Raw genomic sequence first — 17,603 nt, forward strand, 5'->3', positions numbered from 1 at the left:
GCAGATTCTACCAGTGGCCGCCGAAAGGGGGTTTCGGTTCGGGGCCTACAGGCTGACCCACTCGCCGCGCTCGTCACTTTGCTCGATTGCGTCGAGGACCCGCTGTGCGGCGAGGCCGTCGGCGAAGGACGGCTCCTGTTCGCCGCCGTCGGCGACGGCTGAGAGGAACTCGAAGTTCTCGTGGACGAACGTGTGCTCCCAGCCGATGACGTGGCCGGGTGGCCACCAGTGGTCGACGTAGGGGTCGTCCTCGTCGGTGATAAGCACCTGCTGGAAGCCGCGGTCGCCCTCGGTGAGCACCTGCAGTTCGTTCAGCCGTTCGAGGTCGAACTTGATTGCGCCTTTCGACCCCTCGATTTCGATGGTGTGAGCGTTCTTGTGTCCGTTGGCGACGCGGGAGGCCTCCAGCGTTCCCATGGCGCCGCTGTCGAACGAAACCTGTGCGCTGTAGGCGTCGTCGACGGTCACCGGGCGCGTCTCGTCGCTTCCCTCTACGGGGCGTTCCTCGGTGAACGTTCGGAGATGCCCGCTCACGTCGGTTATTTCGCCGGCCGTGTCACCCAGCAGGAACCGGGCCAGATCGACCGTGTGCGATCCGAGGTCGCCGAGTGCCCCGCTTCCGGCCATCTCCGCGTCGTTGCGCCAGGACCACGGGGCCTCGGGGTCGACCAGCCAGTCCTGGAGGTACTGCCCGCGGAAGTGATGAATCTCGCCGAGTGTGCCGTCGTCGATGAGCCCCTTCGCGTACTGGATGGCCGGGACGAAGCGGTAGTTGAACGCCGCGCCCGCGGGCACGCCAGCGTCCGCGGCGGCCTCAGCCATTTCCTCCGCCGTGTCGAGCGTGGGCGCGAGCGGTTTCTCACAGAAGGTCGGCGTGCCGGCCTCCAGCGCCGCGATTGACGGCTCTGCGTGGACGTGGTTCGGGCCGAGGTTGTAGAACACGTCTACCTCGTCGACGATATCCCGCCAGTCCGTTGCAGTCCGGTCAAAGCCGAACTGGTCGGCTGCGTCGGCCAGTGCGTCCTCGTCGCGGCCGACGAGTACGTCCTTGTTGACCGCCGGCGCTTCGGGGAAGAACATGGGCAGGCGGTCCAGCGCGTTCGCGTGGGCCTTTCCCATGAATCGATAGCCGAGCATGCCGATATCGAGGGTCATGCCATCACCTCAGTTGTACCGCGAGTGAGCGAAGCGAACGAGCGGCCTTTTTCGCCACCGAAAGACTCGCGTCGCTCGTCTTTCGAGCCTTGCTTCACTTCGTTCAGCAAGACCACGTTTTTGCCGCGAGTGGTGGCCGAAGGCCACCCGAGCGGGAAAAAGGTGGCCGTGAATCGATAGCCGAGCATCCCAATGTCCAGTGTCATGCGCGGCTGTTCACTCGGGGCCGAAATAACACTCATGGTGACGGCAGGGCGGCGGGCCGCACCGAGGGAAAAGCCAAAACCGGATGCGTGCGTTGACAGCGCATGGCCACTGAAACGACCGTCCGCATCGAGGACATCATGTCGACGCCGTTAGAGACTATTTCTGCCGACGAAACCGTCAAAGCGGCTGCGACGCAGATGCAAGCGCAGAACATCAACGGCATCTTCGTCCCGGGGGCGCAGGCGGGCATCATCACGACCACGGACATCGTCGACGCCGTCGCGGCCGGGAAGGACCTCTCGTCGGCGACCGTCGGCGACGTGATGACGTCGCCGGTCGAGCGGGTGACGACCTCGCTCGAACTCGGCGAGGCCGCAGCGATGATGACGACCTACGACATCAAGCACCTCCCCGTCATCGACGAGCATCAGGACTACGTCGGCATGGTGTCGTCGACGGATATCACGAAGGCACTCTCCTGAAGACGGGTTTTCCGGCAAACTTCGGCGGGGCTCAGATAAAGTCGTCCAGAGCGGAGCGGTCGCCGTCGTTGTCGCCTGTTCCGGGCAGTGCATCGGCGATAGCCGAGGTGAACGAGCCGAGGCCGCGCGTCTGATACCAGACCGTTCCGGGGCCGGTGAAATCCATCACGATCCCTTCGCCGCTGAGTAGCGTCGATTTCAGGCCGCCGACGCGGTGGGCGTCGAAGTTGACCGACTCCTCCCAGGCGACGACGTGGTCGTTGTCGATGGTGTAGGACTCGCCGGCGTCGAGTTCGACGGTTTCCAGCCCGCCGAAGGCCTCGATGAGGACGTTTCCGGTCCCCTTTAGCGCCAGCGGCGTGATGCTCGCGCCGGCCAGCATCGACTTGATACCACCGAACTCGGAGTCGATGTCGATATCCGGGTCGGCTGCGAGGAACGCCCCGTCGACGGCGTACAACGTCTCGCCAGTGAGTTCGTGGTGGTGGACGTCACCGGGCGTCGGCGGCGCGAGGGTTACGGTCCCGGGGCCGCCCTTAGCAGTGAACTCGTTCGCCAGGAGCGACTCACCGCCGAGCATCGACTTCGCGGAGCTGAGGAGGCCGTCCCGGCTGGTCGTCGTCTCGATTTCGATGGTCGGCGAGTGGCTGACCATCGCACCGGGTTCCGCGAGTATCGATTCGCCGCTGTCGAGGGCAACGCGGACGTGCGTGTACGAGGGCTTGTGTGTGAGTTCGATGTCCATAACGTGTCACTGGATACGGTAATCCAGTCGGAATATCTCCCAGACAGTATATAAGTATGAGTGCCAGAAAAAGACCGCACTACCGCCCGTATCGCTTACTCAGCCCAGTAAGCGTCACCGGGCTGTGTCTCGAAGACGGCGCGGTCGAGCACGTCGACGGCCTTCTCCAGTCCCTCGCGTGCGCTGGTCAGCGAGTCCTCGTGTTCGATGGAGAGCGCGCCGTCGTAGCCGATCATCCGCAGCGTCGACACCACGTCCTTCCAGTGGGATTCGTCGTGCCCATAGCCGATAGAGCGGAACAGCCACGACCGGTCCGCTTCGTCTGTGTACGGTGCGGTGTCCAGCACGCCCTTCTCCCGGGCGTTCGACTCGTACACTTTCGTGTCCTTGGCGTGGAAGTGATGGATGGCGTCGTGTTCGCCGAGCAGGCGGATGGCCTCGGTCACGTCGATGCCCTGCCAGTACAGGTGCGACGGGTCGAAGTTCGCGCCGATGCGGTCGTTCGTCCGCCGGCGCAGTTCCAGCAGGCTGCGGGGCTCGTACACCAGCATGTTCGGGTGCATCTCGATGGCGACGTCCACGTCGTGTGCGCCGGCGTGGGCCGCGAGGTCCGACCAGTACTCGTCGGCGACGCGCCACTGGTACTCGTGGGCGTCGGCGTGTTCGGTCGGCCACGGCGCGGTAATCCAGTTCGGCACCTCGTCGTCGGGGCCACCGGCGGGCAGGCCAGAGAACCCCGTGACGGTGTTCACGTCGAGCTGGTCGGCCAGCCGAATCGCTTCCCTGAGTTCCCGGTCGGCCTCGGCGGCCTGCTCGTCGTCAGGATGGAGCGGATTGTTGTGGGTCGCCAGTGCGCTCACCCGAAGGCCGTGCTCGTCCAGGAGTGCCTCGAGTTCGGCCTGCTTCTCCTCGTTGTCGAGATACGCCTGGCGGTCGAGGTGGTCGTCACCGGGGAAGCCGCCACATCCCAGTTCGACCGCATCGATCCCCAGGTCGTCGAGGTACGCCAGCGCCTCGTCGAGCGACTGCCCGCCCAGGGGAACCGTCAGTACACCGATATCCATGGCCGGGGATACAACCGGTGTTGAAAAAAACGTACTGCCGTCACCGCGCCCCATCTGGTCGACCAGCAAGCGGTACGGACCGGAGACAGGACCGTGATAGACTGTGGCGTAAAGGCTTAACCCGGGGCGTACAGTGGTTTACTCATGATTGTGGCCGTACTCGGCACCGGACGACGAGGGCGGGATATCGCACAGCGATGTGTCCGTGCGGGCCACGAGGTGCGTCTTCGGGGGACGGATGCGACGGCTGTGATGGACCGCGTCGACGAGATTCGGCACGCACTCAACGGGGATGTCTCGGCCGGTATCGACGGAACCACCGGACTCGAAAGTGCCGTCAGCGGCAGCGATATCGTCATCGACGCAACCGATGGCGAAACGGACAGCCACCGGGAAGTCGTCGCCGAAACTGAGACGATGGTCGAGGATGCGACGCTCATCGCCGTCAGCGACACGTCGCTGTCGGTGACCGCAGTCGCGACTGGCCTGCTGAGTCCGGACCGAGCAGTCGGACTCAACCTCGTCGATCCACCAGATGGCGCTATCGTCGAGGTCGTCATCGCCGAGCAGACGACGGCGGCGACCCGCGACCGAGTCACCGACTTCGTCGAGAGCTTGGACGCGTCGCCGGTCGTCGTCCGCGACACGCCGGGATTTGCCGCGCTACGCCTCGAACTCGCTACCATCGTCGAAGCCGTTCGGATGGTCGAGGACGGCGTCGCCGGGATTCGGGACATCGACCGGACGTTCGAGCGCGGCGATTCGGACCGCGACGGGCCACTCGTCCGGGCCGACCGCCACGGGCTGGAAACAGTGCTAACCGCGCTCGAAGACCTCGCCGACCGGCTCGACGAGCGGTTCGAACCGCCGGCGTTGCTCCGACAGAAAGTCGAGGACGGGCAACGTGGCGCTGTCGCTGGCGAGGGATTCTACGTCTGGGAAGACGGTACCCCGACGGCCGGTGCCGAACCGGACCCGGACGTGCCAACACGAGATAGCGAGTCCGATATCAGATGAGTTCGCAGGAGGACCCACCGGCCGAACTGGACCCAGAAGACGACGAATTCGCGGCCCTGTTCGACGAACTTCAGGAGCTCGAACAGCTCGTCGACTCCGAGGACGAGCGACGGCAGGTCCGGGACGCGATGCGCGCGGCCGCGGACTCTCAGGACCACGAACCCGCGACCTTCGGCCGGGTCGTCTGGGGCTTTGGCCGGTCAGACCTCGCGGAGGCACTGCTGGGTTCGCTGCTGTTCGGGATTCCCATGGCGGTCGAGGGCGGAACTATCGACGCCGGCCGGCATATCGCCCAGCACCCGCTGTATCTCGCCGCGACAGTCGCTATCGCTGTCGGGCTGGTCATCTCCATTCTGTACGTGGCCGAGTTTCAGGACGTTCGGGTGGCGAACCCGATTTTCGGATTCATCCCGCGGCGACTCGTCGGCGTCACCGGGACGGCACTCGTCGTCTCCGTCGCACTGCTTACTGGCTGGGGGCTGGTCGAGTGGTCGACCGACCCCGCGGTCGTCTACGAGTCGGCCTGCATCTGTGCTGTGGCGTTCGTTCCGATGGCAATCGGCGCTGCGCTCGGGGACATCCTGCCCGGGAACTAGGGCCATGCCAGTCACTCGCGGTGGCGGTCGCGTTTGGCAATCGTTAAAAGCCGCGGTCGGATACGGAGTGGTATGAGCGAGAGCCAACAGAAACAGGCGCGCAAGTGCGTCTCGTGTGGCATCAACATCGCCGGCACGAACGCCGCCGCGTTCAAGTGCCCGGACTGTGGCCAGCAGATCTACCGCTGTGCCACCTGCCGGAAGCAGAGCAACCTCTACAAATGCCCGGACTGCGGCTTCATGGGGCCATAACAATGGGGAAAGTAGCAGCCAAGATCAAGGTCATGCCGGAGAGCCCCGAAGTCGACCTCGACGACCTGCAGGAGCGTCTCGAGGGCGTGCTTCCGGAAGGAACGAAGATCAACGGGTTCGAGCGCGAGGACGTCGCCTTTGGCCTCGTCGCGCTGACGCCGACAGTCATCGTCCCTGACGACACCGGTGGGACGGAAGCCGTCGAAGAGGCCTTTGCGAACGTCGATGACGTCGAGTCGGTCTCCGTCGAGAGCACCGGTCGCCTGTAATCGACTCGCCGCTGTAGTTTTCCACTCGGTACCGTAGCAACTGCAAGAGCGTGACCAGTGACGGTCGCGGAACGCACGTTTTATTAGGGCGACCGGATTAGCGAGGAGCAAGAATGCCTAGTTCAAACGGACCTCTCGAAGGAACACGAGACAAGCTCAAGAACAAGCCCCGCGACCGTGGCACCTCGCCACCACAGCGCGCCGTCGAAGAGTTTGACGACGGTGAGAAAGTCCACCTCAAGATCGACCCGTCAGTGCCGAACGGCCGCTTCCACCCGCGGTTCGACGGCCAGACCGGAACCGTCGAGGGGAAGCAGGGTGACGCGTACAAGGTCGACATCGTCGACGGTGGCAAGGCGAAGACCATCATCGTCACCGCTGCGCACCTGCGCCGACAAGAATGACGATATTCAAAGAGAAGGTCAGTGAGGAGTTCCTGACGGTCGCGGAGACCAAGGAGATACTCGAAGACCTCGAGATGGAGCGCGCGGCCGAGGAGGACCGCGAGATGCGCTACGAGCTCAAGCGGGCTATCGAGCACGTCAACCGCTTTGCCGTCCTCGACCCCGAGGAGTCGCTGCAGCTGGTCGAAGACCTCGAAGAACTCGAAAAGGTCGACACGCCGACGGCCTACAAAATCGCGAACCTGCGGCCGCTGGACCGCGACGAGCTCCGCGCCGTGTTCGCCAAGGAGCGATACACGCTCGATGGCGACGAACTCGACGAGATTCTCAACATCGTCAAGCAGTACGCGTAGCGAGGACAATCGTCAGTTCGGCTCTTCGCCGCTCTATCCCTACTTTCACGGACGAGCAGCTACGCGGTCGAGATCTAGTTTTCGCTGCCGCTGGACCGAAGCGAAGATAGCGACGGCGCTCCGTGTCGCGGTTCGGGGCATCCACCGGCATTAAGTGTGCTGTGGTCGTACTGCCTGGCATGACTGAATCGGAGAGCGGCGGCGACTCTATGATGGCGGCTGTCCTCGATGTCCTCCCACACGGGCGGCCCGGAGACGACCGGCCACAGCACCAGAAGGAGCCGCTCGCGTATGCGCTCGACGTCGAGGAGTTCTACATTTACGAGCTCCAGCTCGACGACAAGGACGTCGATATCGCGTTCGGTGACCGCGTTGACCTGACGGAGTTCGGCCGCGTGACGGAAGTCGAGTTCGAAGATATCCCGAGCGGCGCCCGTTCGGAACTCGACTACGCTGTCGAGGAGATCGTCGAAGCGAACGAACAGCGGTTCGTCGACTTCTACAACGACGCCCAGCCGATCACGCTGCGGCTCCACCAGCTGAACCTCCTGCCGGGCATCGGGAAGAAGCTCCGGAACACGCTTCTCGACGAGCGGAAGCGAAAGCCCTTCGAGAGCTTCGAAGACCTCGAAGAGCGCGTCAGCGGCCTCCACAGCCCCAAGGAGACGCTTGTCGAGCGGATACTCGAAGAGCTACAGGACGACGACCTGAAGTACCGGCTGTTCGTCCGGCGCGAGGAGCAGTCCTCGTAACACTGTCGGCTGCAAGCAGCGAAGCTGACAGCCACCAGTATAAGGCGACCCTTTTCTACCGCGACCCGCTACGGCTCGCTAATGACTACGACCGAGACTGGGAGTCGGGATCCTGACGCGCTCGTCCGGCGGGCCGGCAAACGGGCCGATACCCGACAGGACCAGCACTTTCTCGTCGACGACCGGGTACTGGACCGCATTCCGGAGTACGCGATGGACGCGGACGTCGACCTCTCGCACGTACTTGAAATCGGTGCTGGCCCGGGTGCGCTGACGGACCGCTTGCTCGCAACGGCTGAGACGGTGACCGCAATCGAACGCGACCCGGACTTCGCGGCCCACCTCCGCGAGGAGTTTACCGAGGAGATAGCAGCGGACCGCCTCGCCGTTGTCGAGGGCGACGCGCTCGAAGTCGACCTGCCGGATTTCACGGCCAGCATCTCGAATCTCCCCTACGGCGCGTCCTCGGAGATCGCCTTCCGACTGCTGCCCGAGCAGCGCCCGCTCCTGTTGATGTTCCAGCGGGAGTTCGCCGAGCGGATGGCCGCCGACCCCGCGACGGACGACTACGGGCGGCTCTCGGTCACAGCAGGCCACTACGCCGACGTGGAGATTGTTGAGACAGTGCCGCCAGAAGCGTTCGACCCGCAACCCCGCGTCACCAGCGCGCTCGTCCGGACGACGCCGAGGCAACCCGACTACACCGTCCCCAGCGACGAGTTCTTCATGGACTTCCTGAAGGCGGTGTTCACCCAGCGCCGGAAGACGATGCGCAACGCCGTCCGGAACACGGCCCACATCTCCGGACTGGGCGACCCCGACGCGGTGGTCGAGGCCGCCGACGAGGACCTCATGAGCGCCCGCGCCGGAAAGCTCACGCCGGCCGACTTCGCTACGCTGGCGACGCTCGCCTACGAAGTCGGCCAGCCGGAGGCCTGAGATGGGTGAGGAGTCCGACGGTCGGGATGCGGCCGACGGAGACAGCGGCACCGGTGACCGTCCCTCGTTGGCTGACCAGCGGGGCGTAGAGTCGGTGTACCAGCCCGCAGAGGACTCGGACCTGCTGGCGCGAACGGCCCGCGAGCGAGTCGATGCGGGCGACACCGTCCTCGACGTGGGGACGGGATCCGGCTACGTCGCCGCGACACTCGCCGACGCCGGAGCGCGGGCGGTCGGCATCGACGTGAGCCCGCTGGCCTGTCGAGAAGCGGCAGAAAACGGCGTCCCGGTCGTTCGCGGCGACCTCGTCGAACCGTTCCGGACGAATGCCTTCGACCTCGTAGCGTTCAATCCGCCTTACTTGCCGACGCCGTCCGAACAGGAGTGGGACGACTGGATGGAACACGCGCTGTCGGGCGGGGACGACGGCCGTCGCCTTGTCGACCCGTTTCTCGAAACCGTCGAGCGCGTGCTGGCTCCGGGCGGCGAAGCGCTCATGCTCGTCAGCAGTCTCACGGACCCGGACGCGGTACGAGCGTACGCGAGCGAACACGGGCTGGCGAGCGAGCAGCTTGCGAGTGAGAAACACCCATACGAAGCGCTCGTCGTCCTGCGGTTCTATCGAGATTGATTACTGCTAGGCATTTAATCGAATAGGAAATATTAAAGCCCGTCATTTCCTACTCCACGGCAATGACACAGGTAATCGCCACGACCCCTGGGCTCTTTCCGCTCCCGGACTGGGCCAAGGACGAACTGGCAGATCTGAAAGGCCATCAGAAGACCGACCTCATCTCGGGCGACGAGTCCGGCGAGGTCGTCGCGGCCTACGACCAAGCGCGCGAGGAAGTCATCTCCATCCAGCAGGACGCCGGGCTCGACCGCGTCGTCGAGGGCCAGTTGCGCTGGGACGACATGCTCGCGCACCCGCTCGCGGTCCACGACAATGTGGAGACCAAAGGTATCGTCCGCTACTACGACAACAACAACTTCTACCGAGAGCCGGTCGTGCAGGGCGACCTCGGTGCTGACGGCGGCGACGTCGCCGCAGACCTCGGTGCCGCAGCCGACCACGTCGACGACGGCCTGCAGGCTGTGCTCCCTGGCCCGTACTCGCTTGCGGACCTGGCGACCGACGAGCACTACGGCGACGACGCCGAGTTCCTCGACGCCATCGCCGAGTTCCTCGTCGAGGAAGTGAACGCCTTCCCCGACGTGGAGACGCTGTTCCTGCTCGAACCGTCGCTAGTCGAGAACGCGCCCGAAGACGGTGAGGACGAGCGTGCCGCCGACGCCATCGACGCCGTCGCCTCGGCCGCCGACGCCGAGGTCGTCGCTCACACCTACTGGGGTGCAATCGAGGAGAAGGCCTACGCGCACCTGATGGACGCCGATGTGGATGCCATCGGCTTCGACCTCGTGGCGAACCACGACCAGACAGTCTACAACGTCCAGGAGTACGGCACGAAAGACGACGTGGCGCTGGGCGTCGTCGACGGCCAGAACACGCTGGTCGAGTCCCCGGAGACGATTCGAGACCGCATCGACTGGTTCGAACAGCAGACCAACACCGCCTACGACACCGTCTACGCGACGGCGAACACAGAAACGTTCTATCTCCCGGTGAACAAGTTCGAAGACAAACTCGAAGCGCTCGCAAACGCCGCGGACCTGGAGGCGGCGGAGGCATAAAACGATGACAGGACCACGAGACCAGTTCAAACCGGCGGATCACCCGAACGACCACTTCCTGCTGACGACCGTCGTCGGCTCCTACCCCAAACCCAAGTGGCACGACCGTGCCCGCGAGCTGTTCGAGGACGAGGACGCCGACTTCGGCGAGGACGAGTGGGAGGAATCGAAAGACGACGCCTCGCGACTCATCACCCACGAGCACGAGCGAGCGGGCCTCGACGTCATCTGTGACGGCGAGATGCGCCGCAACGAGATGGTGGAGTACTTCGCTCACCGTATCGACGGCTACGAGTTCAACGGCCGCGTGAAGGTGTGGGGCCACAACTACTTCGACAAGCCCAGCGTCGCCGACGAGGTCGAGTACGGCGAGCAGTGGCTCGTCGAGGAGTTCGAGTTCACCGACGAGGTCGCCGAGCGGCCGGTCAAAGTCCCGATCACGGGACCGTACACGCTGGCGAACTGGTCGTTCAACGAAGTGTACGACAGCGAGGAACAGCTGGCCTACGAACTGGCTGACCTCGTCAACGAGGAGATCGAGGCGCTGGTCGAGGCCGGCGCTCGCTACATCCAGATCGACGAGCCCGCACTGGCCACGACGCCGGACGACCACGCTATCGTCGGCGAGTGTCTGGAGCGCATCGTCGACGAGATCCCCGACGACGTGCGTCTCGGCCTGCACGTCTGTTACGGCGACTACTCGCGCATCTACCCCGAGATTCTGGACTACCCGGTCCACGAGTACGACCTGGAACTCGCCAACGGCGACTACGACCAGCTCGACGTGTTCAAAGAGCACGAGTTCACGAAGGACTTCGCGATGGGCGTCCTAGACGCACACACCGCGGAGGTCGAGTCCGTCGAGGAGATCAAGGAGAACATCAAGAAGGGGCTGGAGGTCGTCCCGCCGGAGCGACTCACCGTCTCGCCGGACTGCGGCGTGAAGCTCCTGCCCCGCGAGGTCGCCCGCGGCAAGATGGAGAACATGGTGCAGGCGGCTCGCGAAATCGAAGAAGAGCTGGACGCCGGCGAGCTAGAGGTCGTTGCGAGTGGTGCGGAAGCGCACGCTGACGACTAGCGAGATTCGAGCGGAGCGAGAATCTCGGATAGCGAGCGGGGAGAGCGAGGCGCACTGCGCCTCGAAAATGAACGGCGGAGCCGTGAACGTAGCGACCCGCGAGCAGCGCGGTTGGAGCGGTCAACAGGAGTCCAAATGCAGCGTGGACCCGACTACCCGTATTTTCGACGAAGGTGGGCTGTGATTTCGGCAGCTATCGAATATTCTCGGGCGCACCGGTCACGGAACCGGCAAATGTAGCAGACACGTATGCGACCATCCCCGGTGCGGGATCGAGCAAGACATGTGGAGCCTCTGGCCAGCGTGACCTCGAACAGGTCATCACGGGGATGCTTGAACACCAAAGCCCCGAATAGACAAGTATACGATTCCTTATAAATTTGTGAATTACTCGTCCCAACTGAAAGGAACTGGCCACTAATTTGTTCGACAGATATCGAAATCAACATCGACCTAAGAGGAAAATAATTGTTGACGTACTAATAATATAAGGGGCTTCCGTATTCAGGTAAATACCCCATATTATGAATATAGAGGCACTAATACCGCTGATTCTCTATTCCAAGATTATGTTATATGCTAGCGTGTAAGTCTGGGAAAGAGTTTTGAGGGTCTCTGGAGAAGCTAGCGATGTGAAAGCTATGACAGGGGACACACATCTTCGGGCGGAACTGTATCTTCGTGGAGATACCTACGGCACGTTCGACGCCCAACAGCAGGTACTCAATCGGGTCAAGCGACTGGAGGCCAACGGCGTGTTCAGCGAGTCGATGGTCGCCGGTGAGTGGCAGCGGATCAGGACGATGGCGGAGGACAAGCGGTCGGAAGCCATCCAGACCTACGAGGAGTTCACAGACTGGGCAGGCCAGAACGGCCACTCGCTCGAACCGGCCTTCGAACGACGGAATCGGAGCTACGTCGGGATGGACCGCGTCGACGACGTCGTCGTGTTCCCGGTCGTCTCGCTTGCGATCTACGACGGCGACGACCTGGAGGGCGTGTTCCCGTGTTCGGACAACGAACGGACCTACACCGTCGGCGACGCGCTGGAGGCCTTCGAGCGCGGCGACGAAAACTGGCTCGCGCAGTTCGACTCGCTGTCGGTCGACCGGACCGACCCGTTGCTGGAACCGGGCGTCGACGCGACGATCTAACCGCGTAGCGCGTCGACCGGTTCTTCGCTCGCCGCTTTCCAGGCCGGATACAGGCCGCTGACGATGGCCGTCAGCACGCCGAACGTAAACGCCGCGCCGACGTACCAGGCGTTTGGCAGCCTGAAGACGGCCATCGCGTCGCCGACGGCGTAGTGGTTTATCGCCAGCCCGGCACCGACACTCAGAATGACACCAGCGATGCCGCCGAGGAACCCGAGCAGCGTCGCTTCCATCAACATCACCTTGAGGACATCCCGCTTCTGGTAGCCGACCGCTCTGAGGACGCCGATTTCCTCCCGGCGTTCGACGGTGGACATCAGCATGACGTTCAGGATGGAAATTCCGGCCACGAGCAGCGAAATCGACGCGATGCCGGCGAGGACGGTGTTGATTATCTGGAACTGCTGTTCGATGCTATCGACAAGCGAACCCAGTTCTCGGACCCAGACCCGCTCCTCGCGGTCGTTGAGCGAGTCGCGTATCCCCCTAGCCGTTTCGTTGGCCTGCGTCCCAGTGGACTCGATAACGTACACTTCCGAGTAGCCACGCTGGCTGAACGACGTAGCCGGCATGATGATTTGGTTGTCGGGGTTCGTCGAGGAGAACGGGTCGCCTTCTTCGAGCACGGCCCGGATACGGACGCTGGTCCCGTTGACAGTAATCTGGCTCCCGGGATGCAGGTCGTGCTCCTCCGCGACGTCTGAACCGACGAGGGCACCGGACCGGAACGGCGAGACCCGTCCCTCCTTGGCCTCGTACAACGTCGCCGGGTCCTCAACGCCGTATATTTGTTCCCTGACTGCATCCTCGCGGTTGTACGACACCGGCTCAATGCGCGTCTTTACCGGCGAGACAGTCGCCGTCGGACTCGCCTCTCTGCGAATCGTACGGATATCGCGTTCGGTGAGTTCAGTGATGTTTTCGCCGGAGTTCGGGTACACCGTGAGCTGGTTCCCGACGCTGCCGAGGTTCTGGGTGAACGAGTACTGGAGCGCGACGCCGAACATCCCCAACGAAGCGATGGCGACGACGCCGATGACGATACCCAGCGACGCCAGCAACGACCGCATTTTCGTCCGCGTGAGGTTGCGCCGCGCCATCAGCGCGGCCGGGAAGAACCTACCCGCCATTCTTCCGTTCCCTCCCGATGGTGCCGTCGACCAGATGGACGGTCCGGTCGACGTATTCGTTGACCAGGTCGTCGTGGGTGACTGCGACGATTGCCACGTCGTCCTCGTCAGCGATGCGGCGGAACTCGTCGAGTATCTGTCGCCCGGTTTCGCTGTCGAGATTGCCCGTCGGTTCGTCGGCGAGCACGACCTTCGGGCTGTTGATGAGCGAGCGCGCGATAGCGACGCGTTGCTTCTGGCCACCGGAGAGTTCGTCGGGCTTGTGGTCGAGTCGGTCACCGAGTCCAAGCCGCTCCAGAAGCGTTCTGGCCCGTTTTGTCACTTTCGGGTCACTGTCCAACAGCAGGGGGACCTCGACGTTCTCGACGGCAGTCAGCGTCGGCAGGAGATAGAAGTGCTGGAACACGAACCCGATCGTTCGCTTGCGGAGCGCGGTCCGCTTGCTGTCGCCGAGTCCGGTCACGTCCTGCCCCTCTAGCAGGACGGTCCCTTCCGTCGGCGTATCAAGTAGTCCGAGGATGTTCAGCAGGGTCGTCTTGCCACTGCCGCTGGGCCCCATAATCGAGACGAACTCGCCGGCTTCGAGGGCGAAGTCGATACCCGCCAGCGCGTAGAGGGTCTGGCCGCCGGTACGATAGCGCTTGACCAGTCCCTGTGCGTCGATGACCGTCATACCTCGATATCGTCGTCATCGCGGCGGTAGCGACGCACGAGGACACCGACGACGACCAGTAGCGCCAGACCGCCGGCGACGAACACCGGCAGCATACTGTTCTGGTCACCGCCCTCGCTGTCGCCGTCCTGCTCCGGCTGCTGTGCCGAACCGCTCATCCGGTCGAGATCGACGTCGAACGTCTGTCGCTTCCGCGTGTCGTCGACGAGGTACGTCACCTCCAGTGGTACCGATGTGACGTTCCCCTCCGTCCGTGCGTACACGTCGAAGGAGACGAAGTCGCTGGCCGGGACCGTGCCGACGAAGTAGTCGCGGTTCGGCGTCGCCGGAGTGACGGTCTCGGTATCGACGACACTGACGAGGACGCTGTCAGCGGATGTCGACCCGACGTTGCTCGCACTCCCGGAAATCTGGAGGCGACCACCCTGTCGGATCACGTCCAGACCGGTGAGGTCTATCGTCCCCGGAACTGATCGGAGCGTCGTTTCGGTGGTCGTCTGCTCCGCTTCAGTTCCGAGTTCGTAGTTGGCCGTGACGGTGACGTCCGCCCGGGGTTCGTCCATCGTGGCGTTCAGTCGCACCTGCCGGGTCGTACTGGCCGAGATGTTCTCGAGCAACACGCGCTGGAACGACGCGTTCTCGGACGTTGCACTGATCATGACATCCGAGAGCGGAGCGTTGGCCCCGTTAGAGACAGCGACTCGCAGCGCGCGGTCGGTGCCGCTACCGACCGCAGACGTATCGAGTTCCACGCTGTTCCGGAGCGGGTCCGACTCGATGACTGTCGTCCGGGTCGTGTTGCGAGTGGTATCTCCGTCAACGGTGTAGCTGATCGTTGCAGTCAGCGGATGTTCGCCGGCGGATTCAGGTCGGAACCGGAACGGGGCCGTAACCGACCCGTTCTGTGCGACGCTCGACCGGACCGTCCGGCTCTGTGTCATCTCGACGCCCTCGCCCTCGACGACGACTTCGACGTTCGTTATCTGGGTGTCGAGCCCGTTTGCGACAGTGACTTCGCCGGTCGATTCAACGCCGGCGACGGAGTCGTTGGCCGTGATATCTACCTGCGGGTGCCGGTCCTGAACGTTCAGTTTCACCGGATATCTGAGTTCGACGTTCTCGCCCGTCCCGCGGTCACGGCCGTACACGATCACGCGGAGGTCTTTGCTGCCGGACGAATCAAACGATGCAGTCAGGGGTACTTCCAGCGTGCTGCCCGGCGAGATCGAGCCCAGATTCGAGACGCGCTCGTATTCTGTGACTCCTCTTCCGCCCGACTTCCGGATCGCGATGTCGTTGATTTCGAGCGGGGCGTCGCTACTCTCTAGATTTCGGACAGTCGTGTCGAACGTGATGGTTTCGCCCGGTGCTGGTGACGACGGCGACACCTCGACGTTCGATATCGACGCGTTGACGCTCGCGCCGGCGACTGAAAGCGGAAGCGAGCCGACGACGACTAAGCAGGCGAGTACAGCCACACCGTGGCGCATCACGCAGTCACCTCTACCTGCCGTAGTCGTCTGCTGGCCCAACCACTCCTCGGGAGGACGCTATCGGGGACCGTTGCCATGTGCGCCGGTCCGTTCCGGGCAATGTTAAATATGCTGCATATCTCTCGTACGGGCTGGTGTCGCTATGTCCCTCCCGGGAGTGGGAAGGGGCGACACCAGCCCGTATCAGTGGGAAACTGCTATCACAGCGCCACCCCCAGCGGTGGACATGCGCGTCATCTGTGCCGGCCACGTCAACTGGGACGTGACGCTCCACGTCGACCACTTCCCGAAGCCCGACGGCGAGGGGAGCATCACCGACCGGTCACAGTCCAGCGGGGGGAGCGCGTCGAACGCGGCCGTCGCACTCGCCGGACTTGATGCGGACCCGCTGGTCCTCGGGAGCGTCGGCCGGGACGACCACGGCACCAAGGCTCGGGGCGAACTGGCGGCGGCTGGCGTCGAGACGCTACTGGTCGAGTCGGACGAACCGACGGCGGTGAAATACCTCATCGTGGACGAGAACGGCGACGTCGCGGTGCTTGGAAACGACGGGGCCAACGAGGCGTTCAGTGCGTCGGACCTCCCGGCCGAGACCCTGGCCGAGGCGGACCACCTCCACCTGACCGGCCAGGACCCCACAACCGCTGCGACGCTCGCCCGCGACGCTGCGGCCGCGGATGTCCCGGTGAGCTTCGATCCCGGCCGCCGGCTCCCGTACCGCGATTACTCGGCGGTGCTCTCACACGCGGATATCCTGTTTTGCAACGACCGGGAGGCCGACCACGCCGAGGACAGCGGCCTTTTCGACACAGTGCCGACGGTCGTCGTCAAACACGGGGACTGCGGCGCGACAGCCTATATCGACGACCGGACAGTCACGAACGCCGGGTATCCCATAGAATCTGTGGACACCGCAGGCGCGGGGGACGCGTTCGCCGCCGGGTATCTTCTCGCCAACGCACAGGCGACCGACCCGGAGCGGGTTCTCGCGGTCGCCAACGCCTGTGGCGCGCTCGCAGCGCAGTCACCCGGCGCACAGACGACACTCGACTGGGAGTCTGTGTGGGACCTGGTCGACAGCGGGCAATCACCCGAAACGGCCTAATCCGCCTGTATCTCCTCGACGAGCCGCTCGAACTGCTGGCGGTACTGGGCTTCGGCGCGAGCGGCGGCGAGACCGGACTCGTCGGCGAAGACGGCCTCGAAGCCGGCCATCCGCCACAGGAGCGTCGAGAGCTGATAGAGGGGGCGTCGCTGCTCGTAGCCCTCGTCGAACGCCATCGGGCGCATCTCCTGATAGCCCTCGTGGAACACCGTCCGGAGCGAATCGCGCAGCTCCGGGTCCTGAAACGACGAGTCGATGAAGAGGAACTCGGTCTGTGCGAGGTTGTACTCCGGCAGCGCCGCGAGCACGTCCTGCCAGTCGAGGACGGCCGTAATCGGCGCATCCGCCGTCTGCTCGAACATCAGGTTCGCCGGCCTGAAATCGTCGTGTACCAGCCGCGGAACGCCGTCCTCGGGCACCATACTCAGGGCCGGTTCGATACAGTCCCACGCCCGGTCTGTCATGTCCTCGAAAGGCGTCCCATCGAGATGAGAGAGGTGGGATCTGGTGAGGCTCTCGAAGTACTCCCGCCAGTTACCCATCCAGTCACTCACGATGATCCGGTCGTCGTGGAGCGTGAGTCGGCCGAACGCTTCGAATCCGATTTCGGAGTGCATGTCCCCGAGAATCCGCCCTGACTGGGCGAGCACCCGCCGTCGGTCCTCGGTCGAAAGCCCGGCGAACTCTTCGGCCAAGTTCTCGCCGTGGATGCGTTCAGTGACGAAATACGGCGGCACGTCGGCGTCGGGGTCGTCCTCGTAGACGAGGATGCGTGGAACAGGGACGTCGGTCCGGGCGGCGACGAAGTCGTGGAGACAGGGTTCGACGGCGAACGGGACATCGCCCTGTGGCTTGAATTTCACGACCACCTCGTACGCCTCGCCCTTGTGGCGTAGCGTCACCATGTAGACATCGCTCTGGTGGCCCCCACCCGGTGTCTCGAACTGAAACCCCTCGTAATCCGGGCCTGACTCTGTCAGCACGGCTTCGATGTCCTGTTCCGGAGTCTGCACTGGCGTACCATATAGCGGGCGAGCAAATAA

22 protein-coding genes are annotated in these 17,603 nt (G+C 63.8%); 14 read left to right on the top strand and 8 right to left on the bottom strand.

What is annotated here, in order from left to right:
* Positions 1-45: 45 nt before the first annotated feature.
* Positions 46-1,155 carry a Gfo/Idh/MocA family protein gene (locus VI234_RS08165; protein ID WP_336329709.1) on the bottom strand — a complete coding sequence of 370 codons (1,110 nt, stop codon included), beginning with the start codon at positions 1,153-1,155 and terminating at the stop codon, positions 46-48.
* On the bottom strand, positions 1,152-1,361 hold the full coding sequence (locus tag VI234_RS08170; RefSeq protein ID WP_008310072.1) for a hypothetical protein: 210 nt from the start codon (positions 1,359-1,361) through the stop codon (positions 1,152-1,154). Before VI234_RS08170 ends, VI234_RS08165 begins: the two co-directional genes overlap by 4 nt.
* A 102-nt stretch (positions 1,362-1,463) precedes the next feature.
* Here VI234_RS08170 and VI234_RS08175 point away from each other — a divergent pair, with 102 nt between their 5' ends.
* Positions 1,464-1,844: a CBS domain-containing protein gene (locus VI234_RS08175; RefSeq protein ID WP_008310074.1), complete on the top strand. Its 381-nt coding sequence runs from the start codon at positions 1,464-1,466 to the stop codon at positions 1,842-1,844.
* Positions 1,845-1,875: 31 nt separating this feature from the next.
* On the opposite strand, the gene VI234_RS08180 is transcribed toward VI234_RS08175, so the two are convergent.
* Together VI234_RS08180 and VI234_RS08185 are read right to left on the bottom strand one after the other, a co-directional pair.
* Positions 1,876-2,589 carry a TIGR00266 family protein gene (locus VI234_RS08180; RefSeq protein ID WP_008310076.1) on the bottom strand — a complete coding sequence of 238 codons (714 nt, stop codon included), beginning with the start codon at positions 2,587-2,589 and terminating at the stop codon, positions 1,876-1,878.
* A gap of 95 nt (positions 2,590-2,684) precedes the next feature.
* Entirely contained in the window at positions 2,685-3,653 is a 969-nt protein-coding gene (locus VI234_RS08185; protein WP_008310077.1) for a sugar phosphate isomerase/epimerase family protein, read from the bottom strand.
* 144 nt (positions 3,654-3,797) lie between these two features.
* Between VI234_RS08185 and VI234_RS08190 the strand changes: the two genes are divergently transcribed.
* The 12 genes from VI234_RS08190 to VI234_RS08245 all read left to right on the top strand — a co-directional run bounded on the left by VI234_RS08190 (position 3,798) and on the right by VI234_RS08245 (position 12,159).
* The gene (locus VI234_RS08190) at positions 3,798-4,670 is read left to right on the top strand and encodes a 3-hydroxyacyl-CoA dehydrogenase family protein (RefSeq protein WP_336329710.1); all 873 of its coding nucleotides are present in this window, start codon (positions 3,798-3,800) and stop codon (positions 4,668-4,670) included.
* The gene (locus VI234_RS08195; protein ID WP_008310081.1) at positions 4,667-5,266 is read left to right on the top strand and encodes a hypothetical protein; all 600 of its coding nucleotides are present in this window, start codon (positions 4,667-4,669) and stop codon (positions 5,264-5,266) included. Before VI234_RS08190 ends, VI234_RS08195 begins: the two co-directional genes overlap by 4 nt.
* A gap of 72 nt (positions 5,267-5,338) precedes the next feature.
* Positions 5,339-5,518, top strand: a complete 180-nt coding sequence (locus VI234_RS08200; RefSeq protein WP_004516620.1) for an HVO_2753 family zinc finger protein — start codon at positions 5,339-5,341, stop codon at positions 5,516-5,518.
* A gap of 2 nt (positions 5,519-5,520) precedes the next feature.
* Entirely contained in the window at positions 5,521-5,787 is a 267-nt protein-coding gene (locus VI234_RS08205) for an elongation factor 1-beta (RefSeq protein WP_004593354.1), read from the top strand.
* A gap of 113 nt (positions 5,788-5,900) precedes the next feature.
* On the top strand, positions 5,901-6,191 hold the full coding sequence (locus VI234_RS08210) for a 50S ribosomal protein L21e (RefSeq protein WP_004593356.1): 291 nt from the start codon (positions 5,901-5,903) through the stop codon (positions 6,189-6,191).
* Positions 6,188-6,544, top strand: a complete 357-nt coding sequence (locus tag VI234_RS08215) for an RNA polymerase Rpb4 family protein (protein ID WP_008310086.1) — start codon at positions 6,188-6,190, stop codon at positions 6,542-6,544. Before VI234_RS08210 ends, VI234_RS08215 begins: the two co-directional genes overlap by 4 nt.
* 179 nt (positions 6,545-6,723) lie before the next feature.
* On the top strand, positions 6,724-7,296 hold the full coding sequence (locus VI234_RS08220) for a DUF655 domain-containing protein (protein WP_008310088.1): 573 nt from the start codon (positions 6,724-6,726) through the stop codon (positions 7,294-7,296).
* Between the two features lie 81 nt (positions 7,297-7,377).
* Complete coding sequence (locus VI234_RS08225; protein ID WP_008310091.1) at positions 7,378-8,235, top strand: 16S ribosomal RNA methyltransferase A; 858 nt, start codon at positions 7,378-7,380, stop codon at positions 8,233-8,235.
* A gap of 1 nt (position 8,236) precedes the next feature.
* Positions 8,237-8,866 carry a HemK2/MTQ2 family protein methyltransferase gene (locus VI234_RS08230; protein WP_336329711.1) on the top strand — a complete coding sequence of 210 codons (630 nt, stop codon included), beginning with the start codon at positions 8,237-8,239 and terminating at the stop codon, positions 8,864-8,866.
* A 62-nt stretch (positions 8,867-8,928) separates the two neighbouring features.
* Positions 8,929-9,927: a 5-methyltetrahydropteroyltriglutamate--homocysteine methyltransferase gene (locus VI234_RS08235; protein ID WP_336329712.1), complete on the top strand. Its 999-nt coding sequence runs from the start codon at positions 8,929-8,931 to the stop codon at positions 9,925-9,927.
* Between the two features lie 4 nt (positions 9,928-9,931).
* On the top strand, positions 9,932-11,005 hold the full coding sequence (locus tag VI234_RS08240) for a methionine synthase (protein WP_008310097.1): 1,074 nt from the start codon (positions 9,932-9,934) through the stop codon (positions 11,003-11,005).
* A 641-nt stretch (positions 11,006-11,646) separates the two neighbouring features.
* On the top strand, positions 11,647-12,159 hold the full coding sequence (locus VI234_RS08245) for an HTH domain-containing protein (protein WP_008310099.1): 513 nt from the start codon (positions 11,647-11,649) through the stop codon (positions 12,157-12,159).
* Here the strand turns inward: VI234_RS08245 and VI234_RS08250 are convergent.
* From VI234_RS08250 to VI234_RS08260, 3 genes are read right to left on the bottom strand one after another with little or no spacing between them, the layout of a single operon-like run.
* Positions 12,156-13,289 (bottom strand): ABC transporter permease, encoded by a 1,134-nt coding sequence (locus tag VI234_RS08250; RefSeq protein ID WP_336329713.1) that lies wholly within the window; start codon positions 13,287-13,289, stop codon positions 12,156-12,158. The genes VI234_RS08245 and VI234_RS08250 overlap by 4 nt on opposite strands.
* On the bottom strand, positions 13,279-13,962 hold the full coding sequence (locus tag VI234_RS08255; RefSeq protein WP_014039908.1) for an ABC transporter ATP-binding protein: 684 nt from the start codon (positions 13,960-13,962) through the stop codon (positions 13,279-13,281). Before VI234_RS08255 ends, VI234_RS08250 begins: the two co-directional genes overlap by 11 nt.
* Positions 13,959-15,452 (bottom strand): hypothetical protein, encoded by a 1,494-nt coding sequence (locus VI234_RS08260; RefSeq protein ID WP_336329714.1) that lies wholly within the window; start codon positions 15,450-15,452, stop codon positions 13,959-13,961. The genes VI234_RS08255 and VI234_RS08260 overlap by 4 nt, the downstream gene beginning before the upstream one ends.
* A 229-nt stretch (positions 15,453-15,681) precedes the next feature.
* Here VI234_RS08260 and VI234_RS08265 point away from each other — a divergent pair, with 229 nt between their 5' ends.
* Complete coding sequence (locus tag VI234_RS08265) at positions 15,682-16,560, top strand: carbohydrate kinase family protein (protein WP_336329715.1); 879 nt, start codon at positions 15,682-15,684, stop codon at positions 16,558-16,560.
* On the opposite strand, the gene VI234_RS08270 is transcribed toward VI234_RS08265, so the two are convergent.
* The gene (locus VI234_RS08270; RefSeq protein ID WP_008310108.1) at positions 16,557-17,573 is read right to left on the bottom strand and encodes a phosphotransferase family protein; all 1,017 of its coding nucleotides are present in this window, start codon (positions 17,571-17,573) and stop codon (positions 16,557-16,559) included. The two genes, VI234_RS08265 and VI234_RS08270, sit on opposite strands and share 4 nt — an antisense overlap.
* Between the last annotated feature and the right edge of the window lie 30 nt (positions 17,574-17,603).

The organism is Haloarcula sp. CGMCC 1.2071 (assembly GCF_037078445.1).
Taxonomy (GTDB): domain Archaea; phylum Halobacteriota; class Halobacteria; order Halobacteriales; family Haloarculaceae; genus Haloarcula; species Haloarcula amylolytica.

What these genes read in the sequence shown, in the direction of transcription:
- VI234_RS08165 (WP_336329709.1), bottom strand. Translation starts at nt 1,155, where the DNA reads ATGACCCTCGATATCGGCATGCTCGGCTATCGATTCATGGGAAAGGCC.
- VI234_RS08170 (WP_008310072.1), bottom strand. Translation starts at nt 1,361, where the DNA reads ATGACACTGGACATTGGGATGCTCGGCTATCGATTCACGGCCACCTTT.
- VI234_RS08175 (WP_008310074.1), top strand. Translation starts at nt 1,464, where the DNA reads ATGGCCACTGAAACGACCGTCCGCATCGAGGACATCATGTCGACGCCG.
- VI234_RS08180 (WP_008310076.1), bottom strand. Translation starts at nt 2,589, where the DNA reads ATGGACATCGAACTCACACACAAGCCCTCGTACACGCACGTCCGCGTT.
- VI234_RS08185 (WP_008310077.1), bottom strand. Translation starts at nt 3,653, where the DNA reads ATGGATATCGGTGTACTGACGGTTCCCCTGGGCGGGCAGTCGCTCGAC.
- VI234_RS08190 (WP_336329710.1), top strand. Translation starts at nt 3,798, where the DNA reads ATGATTGTGGCCGTACTCGGCACCGGACGACGAGGGCGGGATATCGCA.
- VI234_RS08195 (WP_008310081.1), top strand. Translation starts at nt 4,667, where the DNA reads ATGAGTTCGCAGGAGGACCCACCGGCCGAACTGGACCCAGAAGACGAC.
- VI234_RS08200 (WP_004516620.1), top strand. Translation starts at nt 5,339, where the DNA reads ATGAGCGAGAGCCAACAGAAACAGGCGCGCAAGTGCGTCTCGTGTGGC.
- VI234_RS08205 (WP_004593354.1), top strand. Translation starts at nt 5,521, where the DNA reads ATGGGGAAAGTAGCAGCCAAGATCAAGGTCATGCCGGAGAGCCCCGAA.
- VI234_RS08210 (WP_004593356.1), top strand. Translation starts at nt 5,901, where the DNA reads ATGCCTAGTTCAAACGGACCTCTCGAAGGAACACGAGACAAGCTCAAG.
- VI234_RS08215 (WP_008310086.1), top strand. Translation starts at nt 6,188, where the DNA reads ATGACGATATTCAAAGAGAAGGTCAGTGAGGAGTTCCTGACGGTCGCG.
- VI234_RS08220 (WP_008310088.1), top strand. Translation starts at nt 6,724, where the DNA reads ATGACTGAATCGGAGAGCGGCGGCGACTCTATGATGGCGGCTGTCCTC.
- VI234_RS08225 (WP_008310091.1), top strand. Translation starts at nt 7,378, where the DNA reads ATGACTACGACCGAGACTGGGAGTCGGGATCCTGACGCGCTCGTCCGG.
- VI234_RS08230 (WP_336329711.1), top strand. Translation starts at nt 8,237, where the DNA reads ATGGGTGAGGAGTCCGACGGTCGGGATGCGGCCGACGGAGACAGCGGC.
- VI234_RS08235 (WP_336329712.1), top strand. Translation starts at nt 8,929, where the DNA reads ATGACACAGGTAATCGCCACGACCCCTGGGCTCTTTCCGCTCCCGGAC.
- VI234_RS08240 (WP_008310097.1), top strand. Translation starts at nt 9,932, where the DNA reads ATGACAGGACCACGAGACCAGTTCAAACCGGCGGATCACCCGAACGAC.
- VI234_RS08245 (WP_008310099.1), top strand. Translation starts at nt 11,647, where the DNA reads ATGACAGGGGACACACATCTTCGGGCGGAACTGTATCTTCGTGGAGAT.
- VI234_RS08250 (WP_336329713.1), bottom strand. Translation starts at nt 13,289, where the DNA reads ATGGCGGGTAGGTTCTTCCCGGCCGCGCTGATGGCGCGGCGCAACCTC.
- VI234_RS08255 (WP_014039908.1), bottom strand. Translation starts at nt 13,962, where the DNA reads ATGACGGTCATCGACGCACAGGGACTGGTCAAGCGCTATCGTACCGGC.
- VI234_RS08260 (WP_336329714.1), bottom strand. Translation starts at nt 15,452, where the DNA reads ATGCGCCACGGTGTGGCTGTACTCGCCTGCTTAGTCGTCGTCGGCTCG.
- VI234_RS08265 (WP_336329715.1), top strand. Translation starts at nt 15,682, where the DNA reads ATGCGCGTCATCTGTGCCGGCCACGTCAACTGGGACGTGACGCTCCAC.